The sequence below is a fragment of the Escherichia coli genome, assembly GCF_036503815.1.
GTDB lineage: Bacteria > Pseudomonadota > Gammaproteobacteria > Enterobacterales > Enterobacteriaceae > Escherichia > Escherichia coli_F.
In genome coordinates this window covers 1,100,712-1,123,683 of sequence record NZ_AP027764.1, presented here as the reverse complement: position 1 = coordinate 1,123,683, position 22,972 = coordinate 1,100,712, and the positions used below count along the sequence as shown (strand labels likewise).

The window sequence follows — 22,972 nt, the reverse complement described above, 5'->3', positions numbered from 1 at the left end:
TCTCAGGATCTGATAATATCGTTCTGTCTCAACAGATCTAATAATTGCTGTACCAAATTTGTTACTAATTGTTCACCATTGAGATGAATTTCTGCCGATTCAGGTGCTTCGTAAACGGAATCTATTCCCGTAAAGTTACGCAGTTCACCGGCACGTGCTTTCTTATATAAGCCTTTTGGATCGCGGGCCTCGCAAATCGCCAGCGGCGTATCGACAAACACTTCGATAAAACGCCCTTCTCCTACGCGTTCGCGAACCATCTGGCGTTCGGCGCGGTGTGGCGAGATAAACGCGGTCAGCACCACCAGTCCAGCTTCAACCATTAAATTCGCCACTTCACCGACGCGACGGATATTCTCTTTACGATCGGCATCGCTAAAACCGAGATCGCTGCATAAGCCGTGGCGGACGTTGTCGCCATCCAGCAAATACGTACTGACACCAAGGTTATGTAACGCCTCCTCCAGCGCCCCGGCGACCGTGGATTTACCGGACCCGGAGAGGCCGGTAAACCACAGCACTACACCACGATGACCGTGGTGTTGCTCGCGTTGTTGCACTGTGACCGGATGGCTATGCCAGACGACGTTTTCGTCATGCAGCGCCATTATTTATCTCCCAGTAAATCGCGCGCACCCCAGTGCGGGAAATGACGACGGACCAGGGCATTCAATTCCAGTTCGAATGCACTGAATTCAGATGCCGCAGCAGTAGCCTGGCTAACTGGCTCGTGCACCATACCGGCACCCACGGTCACATTGCTCAGGCGATCGATAAAAATCAGACCACCAGTAACCGGGTTTTGCTGATAACGATCTAACACCAGCGGCTCGTCAAAAGTGAGATCCACCAAACCAATGCCGTTCAGCGGCAGGTTTTCAACTTCGCGTTGGGTAAGGTTATTGATATCAACCTGATAGCGAATACCATCAACACGAGCACGCGTCTTCTTACCGGCAATTTTGATGTCGTAACTCTGGCCCGGGGAAAGCGGCTGTTCCGCCATCCATACCACATCCACCGACGCGCTCTGCACAGCCGGTAACGCTTCGTCTGCCGCCAGCAGCAGATCGCCACGGCTGATGTCGATCTCATCCGTCAGCACCAGGGTGATCGCTTCTCCGGCAAAGGCTTCTTCGCGATCGCCATCAAAGGTCACGATCCGCGCGACGTTTGATTCCACACCAGAGGGCAGCACTTTGACACGTTGCCCGACTTCCACGCGACCGGATGCCAGCGTTCCGGCGTAGCCACGAAAATCGAGATTCGGGCGGTTAACGTACTGCACCGGAAAGCGCATTGGCTGAGCATCCACCACTCGCTGGATTTCCACGGTTTCCAGCACTTCGAGCAGTGTCGGACCGCTGTACCACGGCATACTTTCACTTTGCGAAGCCACGTTGTCGCCTTCCAGCGCGGAGAGCGGCACAAAGCGAATATCCAGATTACCCGGCAACTGCTCGGCAAAGGTCAGATAATCTTCACGAATGCGGGTGAACGTCTCTTCGCTGTAATCCACCAGATCCATTTTGTTGATCGCCACGACCAGATGTTTGATACCCAACAGCGTGGAGATAAAACTGTGACGACGCGTTTGATCGAGCACGCCTTTACGGGCATCGATCAGTAAGATCGCCAGTTCGCATGTCGATGCGCCAGTCGCCATATTGCGGGTGTACTGCTCGTGCCCAGGGGTATCGGCGATTATAAATTTACGCTTCTCGGTGGAGAAATAGCGGTAAGCCACATCAATGGTGATGCCCTGTTCACGCTCAGCTTGCAGGCCGTCCACCAGCAGGGCCAGATCCAGTTTTTCGCCCTGGGTGCCGTGACGTTTACTGTCGTTATGCAGTGATGAGAGCTGATCTTCGTAGATTTGGCGGGTATCGTGCAGCAGGCGACCAATCAGGGTACTTTTGCCGTCATCGACGCTACCACAGGTCAGAAAACGCAGCAGGCTTTTATGTTGTTGCGCAATCATCCAGGCTTCGACGCCGCCTTCATTGGCGATTTGTTGTGCAAGTACGGTGTTCATCTTAAAAATACCCCTGACGTTTTTTCAGCTCCATGGATCCCGCCTGGTCGCGGTCAATCACGCGCCCCTGACGTTCACTGGTGGTGGAAACCAGCATCTCTTCGATGATTTCCGGCAGTGTTTGCGCATTTGACTCCACCGCGCCGGTCAGCGGCCAGCAGCCCAGCGTACGGAAACGCACCATCCGTTTTTTAATCACTTCGCCCGGTTGCAGGTCGATACGGTTGTCATCAATCATCATCAACATACCGTCGCGTTCCAGAACCGGACGTTCAGCAGCGAGATACAGCGGGACAATGTCGATATTTTCCAGCCAGATGTATTGCCAGATATCCTGCTCGGTCCAGTTAGAGAGCGGGAAAACGCGGATACTTTCGCCTTTGTTAATTTGCCCGTTGTAGTTGTGCCACAGCTCCGGGCGCTGATTTTTCGGGTCCCAGCGATGGAAGCGGTCACGGAAAGAGTAGATTCGCTCCTTAGCGCGGGATTTCTCTTCGTCACGACGTGCGCCACCGAAGGCGGCATCAAAACCGTACTTGTTCAACGCCTGCTTCAAACCTTCGGTTTTCATAATATCGGTATGTTTTGCGCTGCCGTGTACGAATGGATTAATCCCCATCGCCACGCCTTCCGGGTTTTTATGCACCAGCAACTCGCAGCCATAGGCTTTAGCCGTACGATCGCGAAACTCATACATCTCGCGGAATTTCCAGCCAGTATCAACATGCAGCAGAGGGAAAGGCAGCGTACCCGGATAAAACGCCTTGCGCGCCAGATGCAGCATGACGCTGGAATCTTTACCGATAGAGTAGAGCATCACCGGATTTGAGAATTCTGCCGCCACCTCACGAATAATGTGGATGCTTTCCGCCTCCAGTTGCCGCAGGTGAGTAAGTCGTTTTTGATCCATAACCGTTCCTTTGCAATACCGCTATTTTCTTGCCATCAGATGTTTCGACTATAGGGAGCGTAAGAGAACGAATGAAATTACCAATTAGAATGAGTAGTTCCTTAACGGAATAACGATTTGGCAAAGCTAATATCAAAAAGTGCTTAAGGCACCGGATTTCGGGCGTTTAGGAAGATTTGAAATTGTTTTAGCGCAGCGGCAGTTTCATACTATGGCGGTAAAAAAATTTGCATGGTATTTAAGGACTCACTATGTTTTCCGCATTGCGCCACCGTACCGCTGCCCTGGCGCTCGGCGTATGCTTTATTCTCCCCGTACACGCCTCGTCACCTAAACCTGGTGATTTTGCTAATACACAGGCACGACATATTGCTACTTTCTTTCCGGGACGCATGACCGGAACTCCTGCAGAAATGTTATCTGCTGATTATATTCGCCAACAGTTTCAACAGATGGGTTATCGCAGTGATATTCGGACATTTAATAGCCGATATATTTACACCGCCCGCGATAACCGCAAAAACTGGCACAACGTGACGGGAAGTACGGTGATTGCCGCTCATGAAGGCAAAGCGCCGCAGCAGATCATTATTATGGCGCATCTTGATACGTACGCTCCACTGAGCGATGCCGACGCCGATGCCAATCTCGGCGGGCTGACGTTACAAGGAATGGATGATAACGCCGCAGGTTTAGGTGTCATGCTGGAACTGGCTGAACGTCTGAAAAATACGCCTACCGAGTATGGTATTCGTTTTGTAGCAACCAGTGGAGAAGAAGAAGGGAAATTAGGCGCTGAGAATTTACTCAAGCGCATGAGCGATACTGAAAAGAAAAATACGCTGCTGGTGATTAATCTCGATAACTTAATTGTTGGCGATAAATTGTATTTTAATAGTGGCGTAAATACACCAGAAGCTGTCAGGAAATTAACCCGTGATCGAGCGCTGGCAATTGCGCGTAATCATGGGATTGCAGCGACAACAAATCCAGGTTTGAATAAAAACTATCCGAAAGGCACCGGGTGTTGTAACGATGCAGAAGTTTTCGACAAAGCCGGTATTGCGGTACTTTCGGTGGAGGCGACCAACTGGAATCTTGGAAATAAGGATGGTTATCAGCAACGCGCAAAAACACCGGCCTTCCCGGCGGGAAATAGCTGGCATGATGTAAGGCTTGATAATCAACAGCATATTGATAAGGCGCTTCCTGGAAGAATAGAACGTCGCTGCCGTGACGTTATGCGGATAATGCTACCGCTGGTGAAGGAACTGGCGAAGGCGTCATGAGGCGTTTGAAAATGGGAGCTGGGAGTTCCCCCACTGACGCGGGGGAGCTCAGTTATGGGTAACAGTACCCCAGAACCGAGAGCGGTTTATCCCCGCTGGCGCGGGGAACACTGCGCTGAAAATAATATTTTTAATGTTCATTTCGGTTTATCCCCGCTGGCGCGGGGAACACTTGAGCTCCTGGCCGCCTCTCTCAAAAGAGGCCGGTTTATCCCCGCTGGCGCGGGGAACACGGCTTCGCTGTACCCAGCGTATACCGCCGCGCCGGTTTATCCCCGCTGGCGCGGGGAACACCAATGCCGAACGCTATTGAATCGAATGAATCCCGGTTTATCCCCGCTGGCGCGGGGAACACTGGGTAGCCCCGCGCCGCTGTCCGCCTGTCAGCGGTTTATCCCCGCTGGCGCGGGGAACACGCGACAATAGGTATAAATTTCAATAATAACAACGCTTTATCCCCGCTGGCGCGGGGAACACAACTACCCGGGGTTCCCCGCCACTGCTAGCACCGGTTTATCCCCGCTGGCGCGGGGAACACGCCCGCGCTGAGCATTCCAGCGTCTAAGTACGCCGGTTTATCCCCGCTGGCGCGGGGAACACAATTTATCGAACACAGACCGGAGCATTCCTGCCGGTTTATCCCCGCTGGCGCGGGGAACACTCCAGTACGCGCGGGATCGAATCCGGCCCAGACGGTTTATCCCCGCTGGCGCGGGGAACACCGACTGGGGAACCTTAAAAAACGAAACATTATCGGTTTATCCCCGCTGGCGCGGGGAACACTCACGGTAGCGCCACTGCGTGTCAGTTATGGGCGGTTTATCCCCGCTGGCGCGGGGAACACAACTTCATTTTCATCATACGCTCGCTGTAACTCGGTTTATCCCCGCTGGCGCGGGGAACACCAACAAAAAAGGCAAGTGATCATGGCGGCGATCGGTTTATCCCCGCTGGCGCGGGGAACACAGCTATGGCGACGCACGATCGCTGGCGGTTAACGGTTTATCCCCGCTGGCGCGGGGAACACGTGCCGTTGATAATCCCGTCGATTTTCGACGCCGGTTTATCCCCGCTGGCGCGGGGAACACGCCGTCGGGTGAAACCACTCGCGGCAAATTTTGGGTTTATCCCCGCTGGCGCGGGGAACACGAGATACCGAACCGTGGCGCAATAACGGACCGCGGTTTATCCCCGCTGGCGCGGGGAACACTTCTGCGGTTTCCAGCGAGATCCCCTCACTAACGGTTTATCCCCGCTGGCGCGGGGAACACGCGGCTGCATTCAAACTCAAACGCGGCGGCCTCGGTTTATCCCCGCTGGCGCGGGGAACACATATCCAGAAGGGATTTCAAAATGACTAAATTCGGTTTATCCCCGCTGGCGCGGGGAACACTTCTGCCGCGTGAGCAATAAGCGGGGTATACGCGGTTTATCCCCGCTGGCGCGGGGAACACGGAGTAGTCCTGATACGCCATCGTCGCCAGGACGGTTTATCCCCGCTGGCGCGGGGAACACACTAAGCATACGTATCTGTTTTTAAACAATTTTATTCCACATCAACAATCTACCAACTAAATTCAAACATTTCCTTATTTTTAAAGAACGGGTAACTTATTGATTCTCAACAGGAAGAAACGAAACCAACCGTAACCCATCCAAATCCACCGGAATACGTCTGTTTTCACCCCAGGTCTGAAATTCAAAACCCGACTCGGTATTGGTCGCCCAGGCCATGACCACATTTCCGCAACCTGCCAGTTGGGAGATTTGCTGCCAGATCATCTCCCGAATACGTTTGGATGTATCACCAACATAAACACCAGCACGCACTTCCAGTAGCCAGATCGCGAGCCGTCCACGTAAGCGCGGCGGGACATTTTCTGTAACAACCACGACCATGCTCATCCGCTGCGCCCCCGGTGACCACTATCACCCAGCGTTTCAGGTTCCGGGATAGCTGGCGGTAACATATCCGGCGCGGGTTGTGGTGGTTCAATTTCACCGGCGGCAAGGACTTCCTCAATTAACGGGATTAATTTGCCCGTTAACTTAGTGCTACGGAAAATATCGCGACAGGCCAACCTGACTTCTTTATCTGGTTCTGCGGGTTGCCTCGCCGCTATTTCAAATGCCTTTGGCACAACCAAATCAAATTTAATGATATCGGCTATGTCATAAACAAATGAAAGCGGTTTGCCACTATGGATAAATCCAATAGCGGGCGCATATCCCGCGGCTAATACCGCCGCTTCAGATATACCGTACAGGCATGATGTGGCAGCACTGATGCAGCGATTCACAACATCGCCTTTTTCCCAGTCTTTAGGATCGTAGTTGCGACCATTCCATTTCACACCATATTGCTTCGCCAGTAATGCATAGGTCTGGCGTACTCGGGCTCCCTCAATTCCCCGTAGCTGCTCCACTGAACGGCGAGCTGGCGGTGGTTCACGAAAACGTAATTCATACATTTTGCGCACCACCTTCAACCGTAGATCTTCCGTTAAAGCCAGCTTTGCCTGGTAGAGTAATTTATCTGCCCGCGCCCCTCCGGGTTGTCCGGAGGAGTAAACGCGAACGCCTGCTTCACCGACCCAGACCAGCAGTGTCCCCACCGTGGCGGCCAGATGCACCGCCGCGTGGGAAACTCTCGTTCCTGGTTCGAGCATTATGCAAGCGACCGATCCCACCGGAATATGCGTGCGGATCCCTGTTTTGTCGATCAGCACGAAAGCGCCATCCAGTACGTCGATCTGACCGTACTGGAGGAAGATCATGGAGGTGCGATCTTTTAATGGGATCGGACTCAGTGGTACAAACGTCACGCCTCTGCTCCGGGTTTGATCAGCATCAGACCGCAGCCGAACGCCCGGCTTTTGCCATACCCCAGGCTGAGACGTTGCAGAAATAACCCTGGCTCGGTGACCGTCAGCATCCCCGTATAATCCACGCTACTGAACTGGATCAGTTGCCGGGAGTTTTCCCGCCGCAGTTGCTGTTGTCGGTAGGCATCGACCGAGGTATCCAGCAGTGTAAAACCACTTCTCTCTCCCTGCGCAGCCAGCCAGCCCAGCGCCGCCTGTTGTTGATGCAACCAGACATCACTTCCTTCCGCCTGCCCCCTCACCTGCCGTTTCGCCTCCATCAGCAGATCGTGGCGCTTACCCGCTTTACAGACTGTTGGATTCGCCCGCAGGTTGAAACAAAGGGATTGTCCGGTACGCAGCTCCGGCGCAAATGACCGGCATTCGATGGTGAACATTTCACTTTCCGCCGGGCGTTCCTGCGACAGGACAAAAAAGCGAAACGCGCCCTGGAGTTCTTCCCGACGATAAAGAAATTGCCTTTCTTTGCCGCCAGGAAAAAGATCCCACAGCCACTGATGCATCACATATTCACCGCGATCCACCAGATGCAGTAACTGCGCAGGCGAAAGCTGGCCGGTATGTAAGGTTATTCTTGAGAGGTACATGGTTCCTCCTTGCTGAGCCACGGCCCCTGATTGACGGTGCGTTCCCCAAACAGCCACTGCTGACGATTTAAAGGAACATCCCGGCGGCGTAATATTTTGCTCGAGACCAGGCCATCGTGCTCCCCTTCCCACCAGCATTCATCCTGAAGTTTCGGGAGTGAGACTTTCAGTTCGTGGAAACGATCCTGATACTGTTGGTATGCGTTACGTAAGGCATCAGACGCGTTACCTTCAAGCAGTAACGGCGCAAGGGGTAATGCCAGCGGATGGCTTTTTCGCCCCAGATAAAGCGGAAAAACCGGATGGCGTAAACCTTCCTGCAACTGTTCGAGGCTGTAAGGCGCATCAGCTGTTGTTGCCACGGCCACCATCCACCAGGCATCGGTGTAGTAGTCGCGCCGGGAGATAATCGCGCTTAGAAGATCAGGGTCGCTCAACTCTTCGCGACGGCTGAAATAACGCGCTTTACGCACCTCTTTTGGCATCTGGACCGTGTGATAATCCCGTGCCCAGCGCGGGTTACGGCTGGCGCAAACCACCAGTGAATAGTGGCGATTAAACGCGTTTAAGCATTCGGTGTCATCACGCCGTATCCCTACCCCGGCAGCCAGCAGCCCCAGCAATGCTGAACGCGAAGGCAGTTCATGGGTATGACGCACCTCACCGGGTGCATCAACGCCCCAGGATGCCATTGGCCCATGAAGCTGAAAAATCAGATATTGGCTCATAAGCCGCCCCTTACGCGCAGATAAAGTCCAGCACGTCCTTCATGCTTCCCTGTTTGTTCATCACGTCAAAACTTGCGCATTCGGTCTTCTGTTCGTAAACCGTATTCATGTTTTCGCGAAGCGTTGTAATACGCTGCACCGCCACATCTAACTGACGTGTGCCATTAATGGGTTCATAGAAAGCCGCCGCCAGAGAACGCGGTTGTTCGGTGCCTTTTTCTGCCAGCGCCCAGGAGGCGTAGGCACGGCTGGCAAAGCTGTTCTGTTTGCCGGTTGGGGAGACTTTAAGCGCGGCTTCCGTAAAGGCGCGTATAGTCTGATTAGCCAACGCTTCGTCACCGCCGAGGTTTTCGACCAGCAGATCTTTATCAATGCAGATATAGGTGTAGAACAGCGCAGAACCAAATCCAGTTTCACCAAGATGCCCTGCACCAGCATCTTCAGAGGCCTGGCGCAAATCATCAACGGCGGTGAAAAAATCATCTTCGACAATCGTTTCACTGACACCAAACGCGTGCGCGACCTGACAGGCGGCTTCAACATTAAACTCAGGTTTATTCGCCAGCATACGACCAAACATGGCGATATCTACCGCCATGCGGTCTTTACGTAACAAAGCGAGATCGTCCTCTTTTGGCGCGCGCTTTTCTTCTGCCAGTTGATGGGCCAGCGCTTTTACGGCGTCAAATTCTGCCGGGCTGATATGGACGAGCTGTTCAGTTTCAGCGTTAGTGAGCGGATCTTTTGGTTTTTTGTCTTTTTTGGCTTTACCAAGATAATCGGCAATATCTGCCGCCCATTCGATGGCTTTTTTTTCTTCGATTCCTTTCTCAATCATGATAGTTGCTGCCTCGCGCGCGATACGCCCACTACGAATACCAATATGGCCCGCCAGCGACTGTTCAAAAAGTGCAGAAGTGCGCCACGCACGTTTCAGACTTTGCGAGGAAACGCGCAGACGCGTTGCTCCACCCAGCACCACGGTTTTCGGCGCACCGGTGTCATCACGGTTAAGGTTGGCTGCAGGGTAAGCGGTTAACAAATGGAGCTGAATAAATGTCGTCATGAGATAGTCCTTTATTAATTTTGTTCGTTATCGGCGTCGCCAGCCTGGTAATATTCCAGCGCCCAGCGGATACGGATAAATTCTGTTGGCCGCTGCTGACGGCGGTGATGGTTGAGCAGGTCGTCACTCTCCTGGCACCAGCGGAAAATATCGTCTGCCAAAGAGATAAGATTGACGGAACCGTTTAATAATTTGACCGCGCGACGTAACTGGCGCAGTAAATCATCCGGCGTTTTTACTGCCGACAGGCGCGAAAACCGCCCTTCTGACATTACTGCCGCCAGCTGCGCGGCAAAAGGCTGCCGTTCATCAATGGCTTTTACATTGGCGCTAACTGCAGCGACCAGTGCCAGTGCGGTAAAACGCCACTCTTGCGCTTCAACTTTCCACAACGTGTGGGTCTGCATTAGCAGAGAACGAAACCCTTCTGACAAACAAACATCATTAACCGTCGTACTACGCCGCAGACTGGCACGATTGCCGCGTTTTTCCTGCAATTCCTCGTGCCATTTGCGCAGCGTGGCTTTGTGCTCCTCTTTTACAATACTCATTCAGCAGCCTCCTGCTTTTTCTCCCTGGCGGCTTTAGCACTTTGCTTCTCCGCCGATGTTGTAAAATATTTCTTGCGCGCGGTCATGACGCGTTTCAAATCAACGGGCTCATAAGGATTAGTGAATACCCGCTCGTCAAAATCCTGACGCGCGAATAACCACATTTCCTTTTGCCATTTGCTGAGTAATTCATCCGGCTCCTGACCTTCTTCAATTTGACGCACTAACCTCAGGAAGCGATGCTGAGTTTTGTTCCAGAAGTCGATATCCACAAAACTGAAATCACCCCGTGCACCTTTTGGATCGGAGAACCATGCTTCTTTCAATGCACTCCGTAACAGACTTAGAATCCGTGAAGCCGTTTGCGCAGCCAGCCGCAGCTTTGGTATCTGGCCTTCTTTTTTATTGAGCAGTAGCGGGAAATGGTGTTCGTACCAACAGCGCGCTTTCATGTTGTCGAAATCATAGCCAAATCCCCACAGGCCCACTTTTGCCTGTTTCAGACTGCTGGCATTAAAGAGTTTCACCACCAGCGCGGGAAATTCCGTATTGTTTTCTGACTTACCCGTTTCGATAAGACCTAACCAGTCGCGCCAGATTAAACCGCCCGGTTGTGGCTTGACCGAGTAAAGCTCGCCGCCCTCTTTAAGTGGTACACGGTAGGGCGTTAAGGGATGCTGCCACATGGCATAATTCGCACCGTAATTTTTGGTCGTCATCAGGCTCAGGAGCGCGTCGCTCTGCTCACCGCAAATATCGCAGTTGCCGACTGTCGTGGTATTAAAATCAACACGTATGCGCCGAGGCATTCCCCAGTACGCCTGGAGTTTGTTGACCTGATCATCAGTTACCACCGCACCGGTCAGTTCACTGGTACGCGTCGGGCCAAGCCAGGGGAAAACCAGATCGTCAAATTTTTTGGGTATCGGTAAGTCAGATTCATCCTGCGGCATCACGTTGAGCCACAGTTTGCGCCACAAGGGTGTTTGTTGATTGCCCTGATATTCCTGCAATTCAATCAGCGTCGTCATCGGCCCACCGCCGCGCAAACCGGTGCGATAGCCTTTGCCGCCCGCTGGTGCATTCAACTGTAAAGAGAACAAGGCCAATGCTAAGCAATGGGGGCACAGGTGTTCCGTTACACCACGCTTGATAAAGTGGTCTTTATTAAACTTCGTCGTTTGAGAGCCGGGAATTTCAGGCAGTAATGAAGCTACCGGAACTTTATCTCCCGTAAGCGCCTCGAAATCCTGCATAAATGAAGGGGAATCTGGGCCAAACTGGAAAGCGTGTTCTAAAGACAGCAATGCTTCCCGTAGCTTTTCAACCTCCAGCCCGTCTTCCCAGATATCATCCCAACGACCGTGATTTTTGGGCCGAAGCTGGTTTGTAGTAGTCCCAGCAAAAACTGCCATGCCGCCCCCTGGAGATCTGCCCGCGGCGCAGCGATATCGACAACATTTTCATCCGCCAGATCGACTGGCGCCAGTTTGCCTGTCGTTCCGTCTTTATAACGAACGGGCAACCACGGGGTTGTCAGAAGTGAAAACGAGTTCATACGCATCCTCTCGTAAAAAAAACCATCCCAGGTCGGTTATCCATCCTTCCATCCTTTTTTGTGTATCAACTATTCAGAGAATCCTGTCGCAGGCATCTCAACCAACCTTGCCAATCAATCCCTCCGTAGCCGAATACCCACAACTTTCATCATCGGTGACTAAAATCACGTTTGCCATCTCCGGATCTTGCCGCTGTTCAACGCACCACTGCCTGAACTCATCCCCTTCTAGTAAAGAAAACTCATCCCGATGCTTTTTCCACCAGCTTTGGCGCACTCTGACAACGCTCATTTCCCATGCGTGAGCGCCAGTGGCATAAGGCTTCACCACACCGTCAATACAGGTAGCCAACCACAAGGAAACAGACTCCTCAGCCAGACGTGTCGACAGTTTTTCCGGAAGGTAATCGTTGATATTGGCGGCATAGCCGGGCCTGAAGTTCAGCACAAACTTATTAGCCATTGAACGATCGCAGTAATATTTGCCCACTTGCTCCTGCTCGCTGCGGGCAAACCCTTCCGGCATTACCACGTCCTCACCGTAGACTGATTCAATCAGAAGCCGGGCTGAGTGTGGCATCTGAATCGCGCCTTGTTCACGCAGCACACGCTGCGTCAGCCAGATTCGCCCATGATCGGGATAGACAAATGCACTGTTACGCATGGCACTGCCAAACCATTCTTCACCCGGAGAGTCGTCCCAGACGGGGGCCAGAATCAGCAATACAGGAGGGTGACGCTCGTCTTTACCATCACGCTTTAACTGACCATTAATATCGCGGATATGTCGCTGTAATCGCCCTGCTCGCTGGATCAGCAAATCAACAGGGGCAAGGTCGGAAATCATTTCGTCCAGGTCGCAGTCGACGCTTTGCTCCAGGACCTGAGTACAAATGAGGACTTTTCCGGCACGCTGTGAACAGTCTTCTTTACCAAAGCGTGCCAGCGTCTCCGTTTCAATTCGCTGGCGATCGCTAAAAGCAAAGCGGCTATGAAAAAGTGAAAGGCTGGAAGCAGGAATGACGCCGCGGGCAAGCAGCTGACGATGAACCTGGATGGCGTCATCGACAGAATTCCGAATCCAGGCGATGCATTTCCCCTGACTTACCGCCGATTCGATACGCGCAATACACTCTTGTTCGCTATGAAGCCAACCCACACTCACGCTGCGCTCAACGTCTTTGCGAGTCGCTACCCGGTGCGAATGCACATCGGATTTCGTGACATGCGTCAGCCAGGGATAATCATCTTTTTCCAGCAACGGAGCTTCTTGCTGGCCCTCTGCACCACGCGCAAAGGCGGCGACGAGTTTGTCACGCTGCTGTTGAGACAACGTAGCAGAAAGCAAAATAACGCTGTTTCCGCCACGCGCCTGCCGCTCGATCAGCCCTTCAAGAATGCACGACATATAAGCGTCACAGGCGTGGATCTCATCAGCTAGCAGGATTTTGTTACTCAGCCCCAGAAGCCGCAGATTATTATGTTTGAACGGCATCACCGCCATCATCGCCTGATCCAGCGTGCCGACGCCAATTTCAGCCAGCAACGCCTTCTTGTTACTGTCAGCAAACCAAGCCGCACATCCCTGACTGAACGCTTGTTCATCCGGTTCTTCTGACCCCACAAAATCACCAGACCACAGCGATGTGTTAAAGCGATCCATTAGCGAACGAGCGCTGTGTGCCAGCACCAGGCTGGGGCGGGATTGTGGCGAATAGAAAGCAAGCCAGGTTTTGACCAGCCTATCGTACATGGCATTAGCCGTTGCCATTGTTGGCAGGCCAAAAAACAAACCCTGTGCTTTCCCCGCAGACATCAACCTGTGCGCCAGGATAAGCGCCGCTTCTGTTTTACCTGCGCCAGTCACATCTTCCAGAATAAACAACTGCGGTCCTGGCTGGCTGATATCCAGATCCAGCACCTTTTGCTGTAACGGTGTTGGGTTCTCAATAAAAGGAAACAGCGTGTTAATTCCAGTGAAAGGTGCGGTTTCTGCTTTTGGAGGAAAGACGGTTAATGCGTTTTGAGCCTGAGCTAAAGCCTTCTGCCAGTAATCTTTAATATCCATTACATGTGCGACGCGTGGAAAAAACCGCGTTGACGATCCCGTCCAGTCTGCGAGTACGACGGTTGCAGATATATACCAGGAAAGATGTTTTATAAGTTCAACGCCCTCGTCATCATCCCAGAATGTAGGGATCTCGATGAGCGGAAACAGTACCTTGATTTCAAGGAGAAAATCTCGTGCGGCAGCTTTGTCTTCAGGCAGAAAGTTGTCCAGTTCATCGATACGGTCAGGAGGCCGACCATGATGCCCGGTCGTCACGGGCATCCACATATCTATTACCCGTTTAAGTTTGCGCAAAGAGAGTGAAGATGAAGGAAGCAACTCTTCACATTCAATTAAATAATGATGCCACAACCAGTAACCCAGCGTTGAATGAGAGATCTTTTCGTAATTCTTTCTTGCGCCTTCCGGAACCTTGAGTTGTGGGTGCAGGTAAAGTTGCTGAAATGAGCGGGCAAATTTTCCAGTATCGTGCCAGCACAACAACCAGGCGAAAAATTGTGCTGCCTGATCCGTGTCAGCGAAACCTAATTGACGAAAATAGTCAGCCAGCCCGAAACAGTTGTTTTTGACCATTAAATAGCCTATCGCGGCTACATCCAGCGAATGCCAGCAAAGAAGGTGATAATCGTCGCCACCCTCTTTCTCGCCACGTCGGGTTTTTCCCCAGAAATCAAAGAAAGTCACAATGTTTTTATCCTTCAGTAAAACTTAAAGGATATTTACGCATATATTAAAAATCATCTGTGATATATATCGTTCAATAAAATATTTACATTATGAATAATTCAATGATTTTCATCTGTGATATATATAAATAATAAACACAGGCATAATATTCACAAAAACAATATAAATGAAAAAAGGGTGCAGGAGACCAAACCATCACAATTCAATACGCGGGGTTTTACCCCATAAGCGCTAACTTAAGGGTTGAACCATCTGAAGAATGCGACGCCTCGGTGCCTCGTTAAGACGATGCCTCGCGTTCTTCAATTGCGTTTTGTAGGCTGTCAGGGATACTGTCCCACGAATGGCCACCTGTAAGCTCCAGATGACCATTTTTGTTATTCTCCACAACGAGTTAGTTCTTCTTTTCGGATCCGGCACTTCTGGGGGGGAAATCCAGCGATGGCTGGATTATGTCGTCAATTAAAAATGCGGCGAGTAGATTAGCAAATATCCACGCTTTCGCGAGTTCAGGTTCCTTTGCACGCAAAGCATCCAGGTGCAGCAAACTTTTGAGCCGCTTAAAAGCCAGTTCAATTTGCCATCGCAGACGGTAACAATCAGCCACTTGCTCTGCTGAATATTCATCTTCCGGTAATGATGTTAGCAATAGCACATGGCCCGCTGCTTCCAGCGTTTCCGCCTGAACTACTCGTCCTTTTCGACGATTCTCGCTGAGCAGTCGGGTTTTACTGATTAATGCTTTTTCGGGAGGAAGTGATACGGCAATGAGACGTGCCGGAAAGGGAGCTCCGGCTTTTTTATTACCTGAATTGCCTATCATTACAGTGGTTTCACCGTTCTTACCGCAATCCAGCCCGCGCAGAAAACCCATCATGTCAAAGCGCATTCCTTCTGCAGTTAACCAGCGCAATCCTCGCCAGTGAACCCGGACGATATAATCAGCTTCTCCAAAAGCAAGTGAGCGGATACATTCGGGACGCGAACCGAATCCCCGGTCAGCAATGCGTATCTCGTCTGCCGTTTGCGCAAATCGGTCCAGCCGTTCAGCGTCTCTGCTGTCGGTTAGCTCAAAATCAGTGAACTGACAGGTATGAGGATCATATCCCATATGTAGTCGCCATTCAGCGCTGCCGCCCCCGGGCGCACTGATTGCTGTTCCATCGACAAGACGCAATCTCTTTCCGCTTGTACAACCCGTAACTGCGGCGCGTACAGCAAGTGTTTGTGCGGCAAGTATGCCAAACCAGTCGGCGGCATTCCGCAGCCGCTTCAGGAGAGCCACGTCAGATAATGTTGCAACGTCATGGAGCTGAGCCCATGCAGTGACTTCACGTAATGACATCCCCCCGGGGCCGTAAGCCAGCCCCAGACGTAGCAGAGTTGCAGCATCACGAATTTCGCGGCGGCGGGTTAGAGCCCCGGCATTACGTGCCGAAGTATCCAGTTCTTCGGGCTTACCAATATGGGCCAGAATTGCTGACCAGTTATCGTGAGAGTAATTCATCGGCACGTTAAATCATATCAGGCGTAATACCACAACCCTTAAGTTAGCGCTTATGGGTTTTACCCCCGCGTGGTGGCTACTTCTTCGATTCGTAAGCGAGAACTGCCTTAAACTCCATACCACGTTCTCTGATACTCAACTCACACAACGAGTCGCCTACCATCAGCGTGAATCCCAGTACTGTACAACACAGTACGATGATTGCCACAAGGGCATATTTTGTCAGCATGTCTTGCCTCCCTGCAAAGAAGAGACTAACATCCGAATTGCTACGTTCGAACGCGAGCCTCAGGTTGATAGAAATATCGCCTGGGGCTTTTGTCCATCTGGAACCTCGCGAATGCTCAACGCCAGACAGCCTCAAGCACCCGACGCCATTCTAAAACTGTTGATTTCCCCTGCTATATTCACGTTTAAATGCCGGAATGCTGCTCGCAAAATAAAAACGCCCCCATCATTTCTGACAGAGGCGTTTATTTTATCCGACAATATTTACCCTTCGTGCAGCCCACATTCCCTTTTTAAGCCAAAGAAACGCGTTTCTTCTTCCGCCATACCGGGTTCCCATTTTCGAGTTGTATGGGTATCACCAACCGATAAATATCCTTCGTCCCATAATGGGTGATATTTCAGGCCATGTTTTTGCAGGTACTGATAAATAGTTCGGTTATCCCAGTCGATAATCGGCAGCACTTTAAATACGCCACGCTGAATTGCCAACACCGGTAAATTAGCGCGGCTGCCGGATTGTTCACGGCGCAGGCCAGCAAACCAGGTTTGTGCGTTCAGTTCTTTCAGCGCCCGGTTCATCGGTTCGACTTTGTTGATATCGTTGTACTTTTCAATGCCTTCAACGCCCTGTTCCCACAGTTTGCCGTAGCGTGCTTCCTGCCAGGCGGCGCTTTCGGTAGCGCGGTACACTTTCAGGTTGAGCTTGAGTTTGTCCGTTAACTCGTCAATAAAGCGGTAGGTTTCCGGAAACAGATAACCGGTATCGGTGAGGATCACCGGAATATCCGGGCGAATCTGATTCACCAGATGCAGGCTAACCGCCGCCTGGATACCGAAGCTGGAAGAAAGCACATATTCACCGGGCAGATTATCCAGCGCCCAGGCAACGCGGCCTTCAGCATCCAGTTTTTCAAGCTCGGCGTTAGTTTCCGCCAGCGCCAGAATGCGATCTACCTTCGGCAGTTCGTTCAGGGCATTTAGATCGAGTTTGGACATAGATTCCTCACTGTTTGCCTTGCCTGATGCGACGCTTACGCGTCTTATCAGGCCTACAAGACTGGACTGATGGTTAATCCCACAAATCACGCGCCGGATCGAGCACCGGGCGAATGATGCCCGCACGCACCGTAAAGTCGCCGAAGCCTTCACCCGCTTCACGTTCTTTCGCCCAGCGCCCTATCAGTTCATCAAGCGTCGCCAGGATTTCCGGCTCGGTGATGTTTTCTTTATGCATCCGTGGGATACGTGTCCCAATGCGGTTGCCACCAAGATGCAGGTTGTAGCGACCCGGCGCTTTACCCACCAGGCCAACTTCCGCCAGCATCGCGCGACCACAACCGTTCGGGCAGCCTGTTACACGCATCACGATGTGCTCATCGCTGACACCATGCTTCGCCATTAAATTATCGATGTTATCGATAAACGACGGCAGGAAACGCTCCGCTTCCGCCATCGCCAACGGGCAAGTCGGGAATGACACGCAGGCCATTGAGTTTTCGCGCTGCGGCGTGACAGCATTCATCAATCCGCTCTCTTTGGCGATCTTCTCAATCTTCGCTTTCTCGCTTTCCGGTACACCAGCGATGATCAGATTCTGGTTCGCCGTAATGCGGAAATCACCTTTGTGGATCTTTGCGATCTCCAGCAGGCCGGTTTTCAGCGGACGCCCCGGATAATCAAGAATTCGGCCATTTTCGATAAACAGCGTCAGGTGCCATTTGTCGTCGATTCCTTTTACCCAGCCGATACGATCGCCGCGCCCGGTAAATTCATATGGACGGATCGGCTCAAATTTGATCCCCGCGCGACGTTCCACTTCTGCTTTAAACGTCTCAACCCCCACGCGCTCCAGCGTGTATTTGGTTTTGGCGTTTTTACGGTCAGTACGATTACCCCAGTCACGCTGAGTGGTAACGACCGCTTCCGCCACCGCCAGCGTATGCTCCAGCGGCAGATAGCCAAACTCGCTCGCGGTACGGGCGTAGGTTTTCTTGTTGCCGTGTTCGATAGAAAGCCCACCGCCCACCAGCAGGTTGAAGCCCACCAGTTTGCCGTTTTCCGCGATCGCCACAAAGTTCATGTCGTTGGCGTGCAGATCGATATCGTTCTGTGGCGGGATCACTACCGTGGTTTTGAATTTACGCGGCAGATAGGTCTGACCGAGGATCGGTTCTTCGTCAGTGGTGGCGACTTTTTCCTGGTCGAGCCAGATCTCCGCATAGGCCCGGGTTCGCGGCAGCAGATGTTCAGAGATTTTCTTCGCCCATTCATAGGCTTCCGCGTGCAGCTGCGACTCGTAAGGGTTCGAGGTGCAGAGTACGTTACGGTTCATGTCGTTGGCGGTCGCCAGCGCATCAAGACCGACCGAATGCAGCATCTGGTGCACCGGTTTGACGTTCTTTTTCAGAATGCCGTGGAACTGGAACGTCTGGCGGTTGGTCAGGCGAATGCTGCCATAAATAGTGTTTTCACCGGCGAATTTATCAATTGCCTGCCACTGTTTAGTGGTGATCACCCCACCCGGCAGACGGCAGCGCAGCAGCATCGCATGACGCGGTTCCAGCTTCTGTTCAGCACGTTCGGCGCGGATATCGCGGTCATCCTGCTGATACATACCGTGGAAACGGATCAGCAGGAAGTTGTCGCCCTTAAAGCCGCCGGTCAGGCCATCGTTTAAATCTTCCGCAATGGTCCCGCGCAGGTAGTTGCTCTCAAGCTTCATGCGCTCCGCGTCTGTCAGTTTTCCTTCGACCACTAAAGGCCCTGGATTTTTTTCGTTCATTAGTAGACATCTCGCTGATAACGGCGCTCTACGCGCAGCTCACTTAAAAATTCATCCGCCGCTTCGGTGTCCATGCCACCAAATTCGGCAATCACTTCCAGAAGTGCCTGTTCAACGTCTTTCGCCATGCGATTAGCGTCGCCGCAGACATAAATGTGGGCACCGTCATTGATCCAGCGCCACAGCTCTGCGCCCTGTTCGCGCAGTTTGTCTTGTACGTAAATTTTTTCTTTTTGATCGCGCGACCAGGCAAGATCAATACGTGTCAGCACGCCCTCTTTGACGTAGCGCTGCCACTCCACCTGATAGAGGAAATCTTCAGTAAAGTGTGGGTTGCCAAAGAACAGCCAGTTTTTACCCGGCGCTTCGTCAGCAGCACGTTGCTGCATAAAGGCGCGGAACGGCGCGATGCCGGTGCCTGGACCAATCATAATCACCGGCGTTTCCGGGTTGGCTGGCAGACGGAAGTTGTCGTTATGTTCGATAAAGACGCGGACTTCGCCCTCTTCTTCCACACGGTCCGCAAGAAAGCTGGAGGCACCGCCAGCACGGGCGCGGCCTTCCACGTCATAACGCACCACACCAACGGTGACGTGTACTTCGTTCTCGACTTCCGCCTGCGAGGAGGCGATGGAGTACAGGCGTGGGGTCAGCGGGCGCAGCAAGTTAATCAGGGCTTCAGCGTCAAGCTGCGCAGGAGAGAAACGCACCATGTCGACAATCGGCGTCGTCGCGGCGTAATGCTGCAACTTCGCTTTATCGCCCACCAGCGGCAGCAGCGTTTCACTACGCGTTAAGGTGGCGTAGTTCTCAACGATGTTGGCAGTGTTGACGGTCAGTTCGAAGTGCCACTGTAGGGCCTCGTTCAGAGGCAACGTTTTGCCCTCGACGGTGACAGGTTCATCACCTTTCAGCCACAGCAGTTCGACAAGTTCTTTCACCAGTGCCGGATCATTCTGATACCAAACGCCCAGCGCGTCACCCGGCTGATAACGCAGGCCAGAGTCACCTAAGTCAATTTCGATATGGCGAACGTCTTTTTCAGAGTTACGCCCAGTAATTTTCTGGTTAACCGAAAGGCTCGCCACCAGCGGCGCGTCTTTGCTGTACGGGCTGGTGTGGATTTCATTTACCGCGCCAGTAGCGACGGATTGCGAAGGTGCCGCGACAGGCGAACGCGATTTAAGAGCATCTACTACGCGGGCGCGCCACTCGCTGGCAGCGGCCTGGTATTCAACGTCGGCATCGACACGGTCGAGCAGGCGTTCACCGCCCAGTTCCGCCAGCTTGCTATCGAAATCTTTCCCGGACTGGCAGAAAAATTCATAAGAGCTATCGCCGAGACTAAACACGGCAAACGCGGTGTTTTCCAGCTTCGGCGCTTTTTTGGAGAACAGGAACTTATGCAGCGCGACGGCCTCCTCCGGCGGTTCCCCTTCACCTTGCGTTGACGTCACCACGATGAGCAGTTTTTCGCTGGCGATTTGTTTGAATTTATAGTCGCCCGCGTTCACCAGCTTAACGTTCAGTTTTGCCGCTAATAAATCATCGCGTAATGCTTCAGCAACCCGGCGCGCATTGCCGGTTTGCGAAGCGGAGATAATAGTTATACCCGGCATTTCTGCGGCGGGCGCTGGCGTCGCTGTAAGCGCAGCAGGCTGCTGGTTGAGCACGCCCCAGAAATAGCCAGAAACCCAGGCAAGCTGGGTGGGAGTTAAATCGGTCGTGGCCGCCTGAAGGCGTGCCAGTTGCTCCGGGTTCAACGGAAGCAACGCGGAAGGTGGGACCTGTGTCGTCATGCGTCGTTATGTTCCAGTAAGCAAAGCTGTTTCTGCGCCCTGTCAGCGCCCATAAAACAGAAGAGAAGGTAAGGTTAACGGGGCGAACGGTGTGGATTAAAGACGGGATAGCGATAACTAATAACCAAATCGACTAACCTGTTTTAGCAATAGTCTTTAACAACAAAACAGATTAACCAACCCAATGAAAAATAAATGAATATTGCCCATCATCAAGATAAATCAGCGATTTTGCGCAACAAAGGCGTTTTAGATAATGCGAAAAAACAGGCTTTCCGGTACTCTACGGCGGTTTTATCGTCATGTAGAGAAATTATGATGTCCACCACGTTATTTAAAGATTTCACCTTCGAAGCCGCTCACCGCTTACCACACGTCCCGGAAGGACATAAATGTGGTCGCCTGCACGGGCATTCCTTTATGGTGCGACTGGAAATTACCGGGGAAGTCGATCCGCATACGGGCTGGATTATCGATTTCGCTGAACTGAAAGCGGCATTTAAACCAACCTATGATCGCCTCGATCACTATTATCTCAATGATATTCCTGGCCTGGAAAACCCGACCAGCGAGGTTTTAGCAAAATGGATTTGGGATCAGGTTAAACCGGTTGTTCCGCTGTTAAGTGCGGTTATGGTGAAAGAAACCTGCACCGCAGGTTGTATCTATCGCGGCGAATGATAAGAGTGTGTCGGCGGTCAATTTCCCTTAAGTAACGCTATGTTAGGGTGTTGCGCTCTGGATATCTGGGGCATGACATGGAAGACGACTACGACATTATTATTATTGGTGCGGGTATAGCAGGCACCGCTTGCGCTTTACGCTGCGCGCGGGCAGGTTTATCCGTTCTGTTACTGGAACGCGCTGAAATTCCCGGCAGTAAAAACCTTTCCGGCGGGCGTTTATACACCCATGCGCTCGCGGAACTCCTCCCTCAGTTTCACCTGACCGCGCCTCTTGAACGACGCATCACTCACGAAAGTCTTTCTCTGCTAACGCCGGATGGCGCAACGACGTTTTCCAGCTTACAGCCCGGCGGTGAATCCTGGAGTGTATTACGTGCGCGATTCGATCCGTGGCTGGTTGCCGAAGCCGAAAAAGAAGGTGTCGAATGCATCCCCGGTACGACGGTGGATGCACTGTATGAAGAAAAAGGCAGAGTTTGCGGCGTTATTTGTGGTGACGATATTCTCCGCGCCCGTTATGTGGTGCTGGCAGAAGGTGCCAACAGCGTCCTGTCTGAGCGTCACGGGTTAGTGACTCGTCCTGCTGGCGAAGTGATGGCGTTGGGGATTAAAGAAGTTCTGTCACTGGAAACATCCGCTATTGAAGAACGTTTTCATCTGGAGAATAACGAAGGCGCAGCGTTGTTATTCAGCGGCGGAATCTGTGATGACTTACCCGGCGGCGCATTTCTTTATACTAATCAACAAACGCTCTCGTTAGGGATTGTTTGCCCGCTCTCTTCACTTACGCAAAGTCGTGTTCCGGCAAGCGAGCTGCTGGCTCGCTTTAAAACGCATCCGGCAGTGCGCCCGCTTATCAAAAACACGGAATCACTGGAGTATGGTGCGCATCTGGTGCCAGAAGGTGGCTTGCACAGTATGCCGGTGCAATACGCCGGTAACGGCTGGCTGCTGGTGGGCGATACGTTGCGCAGTTGCGTCAATACCGGAATTTCCGTGCGCGGCATGGATATGGCGCTGGCTGGCGCACAGGCGGCGGCACAAACGCTGATAACCGCCTGCCAGCACCGCGAGCCGCAAAATCTGTTTCCGCTTTATCATCACAATGTAGAGCGCAGCCTGTTGTGGGATGTTCTACAGCGTTATCAGCATGTTCCGGCGCTTTTGCAACGCCCTGGCTGGTATCGGGCGTGGCCTGCGTTAATGCAGGATATTTCCCGTGATTTATGGGATCAAGGTGATAAACCTGTTCCGCCGCTGCGCCAGTTGCTCTGGCGTCATTTACGTCGTCATGGCCTGTGGCATCTGGCGGGCGATGTTGTCAGGAGTATTCGATGTCTGTAGCCCGTAATCTCTGGCGCGCTGCTGATGCGCCACATATTGTTCCGGCTGACTCCGTTGAGCGCCAGACGGCAGAACGGTTGATTAACGCTTGTCCGGCTGGTCTTTTTTCGCTCACACCGGAAGGTGATTTGCACGTTGATTATCGTAATTGTCTGGAGTGCGGCACCTGCCGTTTGCTGTGCGATGAAAAAACGCTACAACAGTGGCGCTATCCGCCTTCCGGATTCGGCATCACCTACCGCTTTGGATAAATAAT

General features: G+C 52.4%; 18 protein-coding genes, 2 pseudogenes and 1 CRISPR repeat array. Of the genes and pseudogenes, 4 read left to right on the top strand and 16 right to left on the bottom strand.

Going from position 1 to position 22,972, the window contains the following annotated elements; translation table 11 throughout:
• Positions 1–2: 2 nt before the first annotated feature.
• The 3 genes from cysC to cysD are packed head-to-tail and all read right to left on the bottom strand — an operon-like array spanning position 3 to position 2,945.
• Positions 3–608, bottom strand: coding sequence for an adenylyl-sulfate kinase (gene cysC, locus AABJ99_RS05355; protein WP_039021008.1), 606 nt, complete (start codon positions 606–608; stop codon positions 3–5).
• Positions 608–2,035, bottom strand: a complete 1,428-nt coding sequence (gene cysN, locus AABJ99_RS05350; protein ID WP_039021007.1) for a sulfate adenylyltransferase subunit CysN — start codon at positions 2,033–2,035, stop codon at positions 608–610. Before cysN ends, cysC begins: the two co-directional genes overlap by 1 nt.
• Position 2,036: 1 nt before the next feature.
• Positions 2,037–2,945 (bottom strand): sulfate adenylyltransferase subunit CysD, encoded by a 909-nt coding sequence (gene cysD / locus AABJ99_RS05345; protein ID WP_000372392.1) that lies wholly within the window; start codon positions 2,943–2,945, stop codon positions 2,037–2,039.
• A gap of 251 nt (positions 2,946–3,196) precedes the next feature.
• On the opposite strand from cysD, the gene iap reads away from it, so the two are divergent.
• Positions 3,197–4,234: an alkaline phosphatase isozyme conversion aminopeptidase gene (gene iap / locus AABJ99_RS05340; RefSeq protein ID WP_000490407.1), complete on the top strand. Its 1,038-nt coding sequence runs from the start codon at positions 3,197–3,199 to the stop codon at positions 4,232–4,234.
• A gap of 82 nt (positions 4,235–4,316) precedes the next feature.
• Positions 4,317–5,749: direct repeats of the CRISPR family, unit length 29 nt; unit sequence CGGTTTATCCCCGCTGGCGCGGGGAACAC.
• 96 nt (positions 5,750–5,845) lie between these two features.
• On the opposite strand, the gene cas2e is transcribed toward iap, so the two are convergent.
• The 13 genes and pseudogenes from cas2e to cysJ all read right to left on the bottom strand — a co-directional run bounded on the left by cas2e (position 5,846) and on the right by cysJ (position 20,686).
• Positions 5,846–6,139 (bottom strand): type I-E CRISPR-associated endoribonuclease Cas2e, encoded by a 294-nt coding sequence (gene cas2e, locus AABJ99_RS05335; protein WP_000063171.1) that lies wholly within the window; start codon positions 6,137–6,139, stop codon positions 5,846–5,848.
• Positions 6,136–7,059 (bottom strand): type I-E CRISPR-associated endonuclease Cas1e, encoded by a 924-nt coding sequence (cas1e, locus tag AABJ99_RS05330; RefSeq protein WP_039021115.1) that lies wholly within the window; start codon positions 7,057–7,059, stop codon positions 6,136–6,138. The genes cas2e and cas1e overlap by 4 nt, the downstream gene beginning before the upstream one ends.
• Positions 7,056–7,706: a type I-E CRISPR-associated protein Cas6/Cse3/CasE gene (gene cas6e, locus AABJ99_RS05325; RefSeq protein ID WP_039021114.1), complete on the bottom strand. Its 651-nt coding sequence runs from the start codon at positions 7,704–7,706 to the stop codon at positions 7,056–7,058. Before cas6e ends, cas1e begins: the two co-directional genes overlap by 4 nt.
• Complete coding sequence (cas5e, locus tag AABJ99_RS05320; protein ID WP_105278405.1) at positions 7,688–8,434, bottom strand: type I-E CRISPR-associated protein Cas5/CasD; 747 nt, start codon at positions 8,432–8,434, stop codon at positions 7,688–7,690. Before cas5e ends, cas6e begins: the two co-directional genes overlap by 19 nt.
• A gap of 10 nt (positions 8,435–8,444) precedes the next feature.
• Entirely contained in the window at positions 8,445–9,500 is a 1,056-nt protein-coding gene (gene cas7e, locus AABJ99_RS05315) for a type I-E CRISPR-associated protein Cas7/Cse4/CasC (protein WP_039021112.1), read from the bottom strand.
• 14 nt (positions 9,501–9,514) lie between these two features.
• Positions 9,515–10,051 carry a type I-E CRISPR-associated protein Cse2/CasB gene (gene casB / locus AABJ99_RS05310; protein WP_000029337.1) on the bottom strand — a complete coding sequence of 179 codons (537 nt, stop codon included), beginning with the start codon at positions 10,049–10,051 and terminating at the stop codon, positions 9,515–9,517.
• Positions 10,048–11,609 (bottom strand): annotated as a pseudogene (gene casA / locus AABJ99_RS05305) (type I-E CRISPR-associated protein Cse1/CasA). Before casA ends, casB begins: the two are co-directional and overlap by 4 nt.
• Before the next feature lie 97 nt (positions 11,610–11,706).
• Positions 11,707–14,407 (bottom strand): annotated as a pseudogene (gene cas3, locus AABJ99_RS05300) (CRISPR-associated helicase Cas3').
• Between the two features lie 354 nt (positions 14,408–14,761).
• Complete coding sequence (locus AABJ99_RS05295) at positions 14,762–15,874, bottom strand: IS4-like element IS421 family transposase (RefSeq protein WP_001300563.1); 1,113 nt, start codon at positions 15,872–15,874, stop codon at positions 14,762–14,764.
• 76 nt (positions 15,875–15,950) lie between these two features.
• The gene (locus AABJ99_RS05290) at positions 15,951–16,103 is read right to left on the bottom strand and encodes a Hok/Gef family protein (RefSeq protein WP_000956458.1); all 153 of its coding nucleotides are present in this window, start codon (positions 16,101–16,103) and stop codon (positions 15,951–15,953) included.
• Between the two features lie 263 nt (positions 16,104–16,366).
• Positions 16,367–17,101, bottom strand: coding sequence for a phosphoadenosine phosphosulfate reductase (gene cysH / locus AABJ99_RS05285; protein WP_000039850.1), 735 nt, complete (start codon positions 17,099–17,101; stop codon positions 16,367–16,369).
• Positions 17,102–17,174: 73 nt separating this feature from the next.
• Complete coding sequence (gene cysI / locus AABJ99_RS05280; protein ID WP_039021110.1) at positions 17,175–18,887, bottom strand: assimilatory sulfite reductase (NADPH) hemoprotein subunit; 1,713 nt, start codon at positions 18,885–18,887, stop codon at positions 17,175–17,177.
• On the bottom strand, positions 18,887–20,686 hold the full coding sequence (cysJ, locus tag AABJ99_RS05275; protein WP_039021109.1) for an NADPH-dependent assimilatory sulfite reductase flavoprotein subunit: 1,800 nt from the start codon (positions 20,684–20,686) through the stop codon (positions 18,887–18,889). The genes cysI and cysJ overlap by 1 nt, the downstream gene beginning before the upstream one ends.
• Positions 20,687–21,001: 315 nt before the next feature.
• Here cysJ and queD point away from each other — a divergent pair, with 315 nt between their 5' ends.
• The 3 genes from queD to ygcO all read left to right on the top strand — a co-directional run bounded on the left by queD (position 21,002) and on the right by ygcO (position 22,967).
• Positions 21,002–21,367 carry a 6-carboxytetrahydropterin synthase QueD gene (gene queD / locus AABJ99_RS05270; protein WP_001329795.1) on the top strand — a complete coding sequence of 122 codons (366 nt, stop codon included), beginning with the start codon at positions 21,002–21,004 and terminating at the stop codon, positions 21,365–21,367.
• Positions 21,368–21,444: 77 nt separating this feature from the next.
• On the top strand, positions 21,445–22,716 hold the full coding sequence (ygcN, locus tag AABJ99_RS05265) for an FAD-dependent oxidoreductase (protein WP_039021108.1): 1,272 nt from the start codon (positions 21,445–21,447) through the stop codon (positions 22,714–22,716).
• Positions 22,707–22,967: a ferredoxin family protein gene (gene ygcO, locus AABJ99_RS05260; RefSeq protein ID WP_032185005.1), complete on the top strand. Its 261-nt coding sequence runs from the start codon at positions 22,707–22,709 to the stop codon at positions 22,965–22,967. The genes ygcN and ygcO overlap by 10 nt, the downstream gene beginning before the upstream one ends.
• The last annotated feature ends 5 nt before the right edge of the window (positions 22,968–22,972 follow it).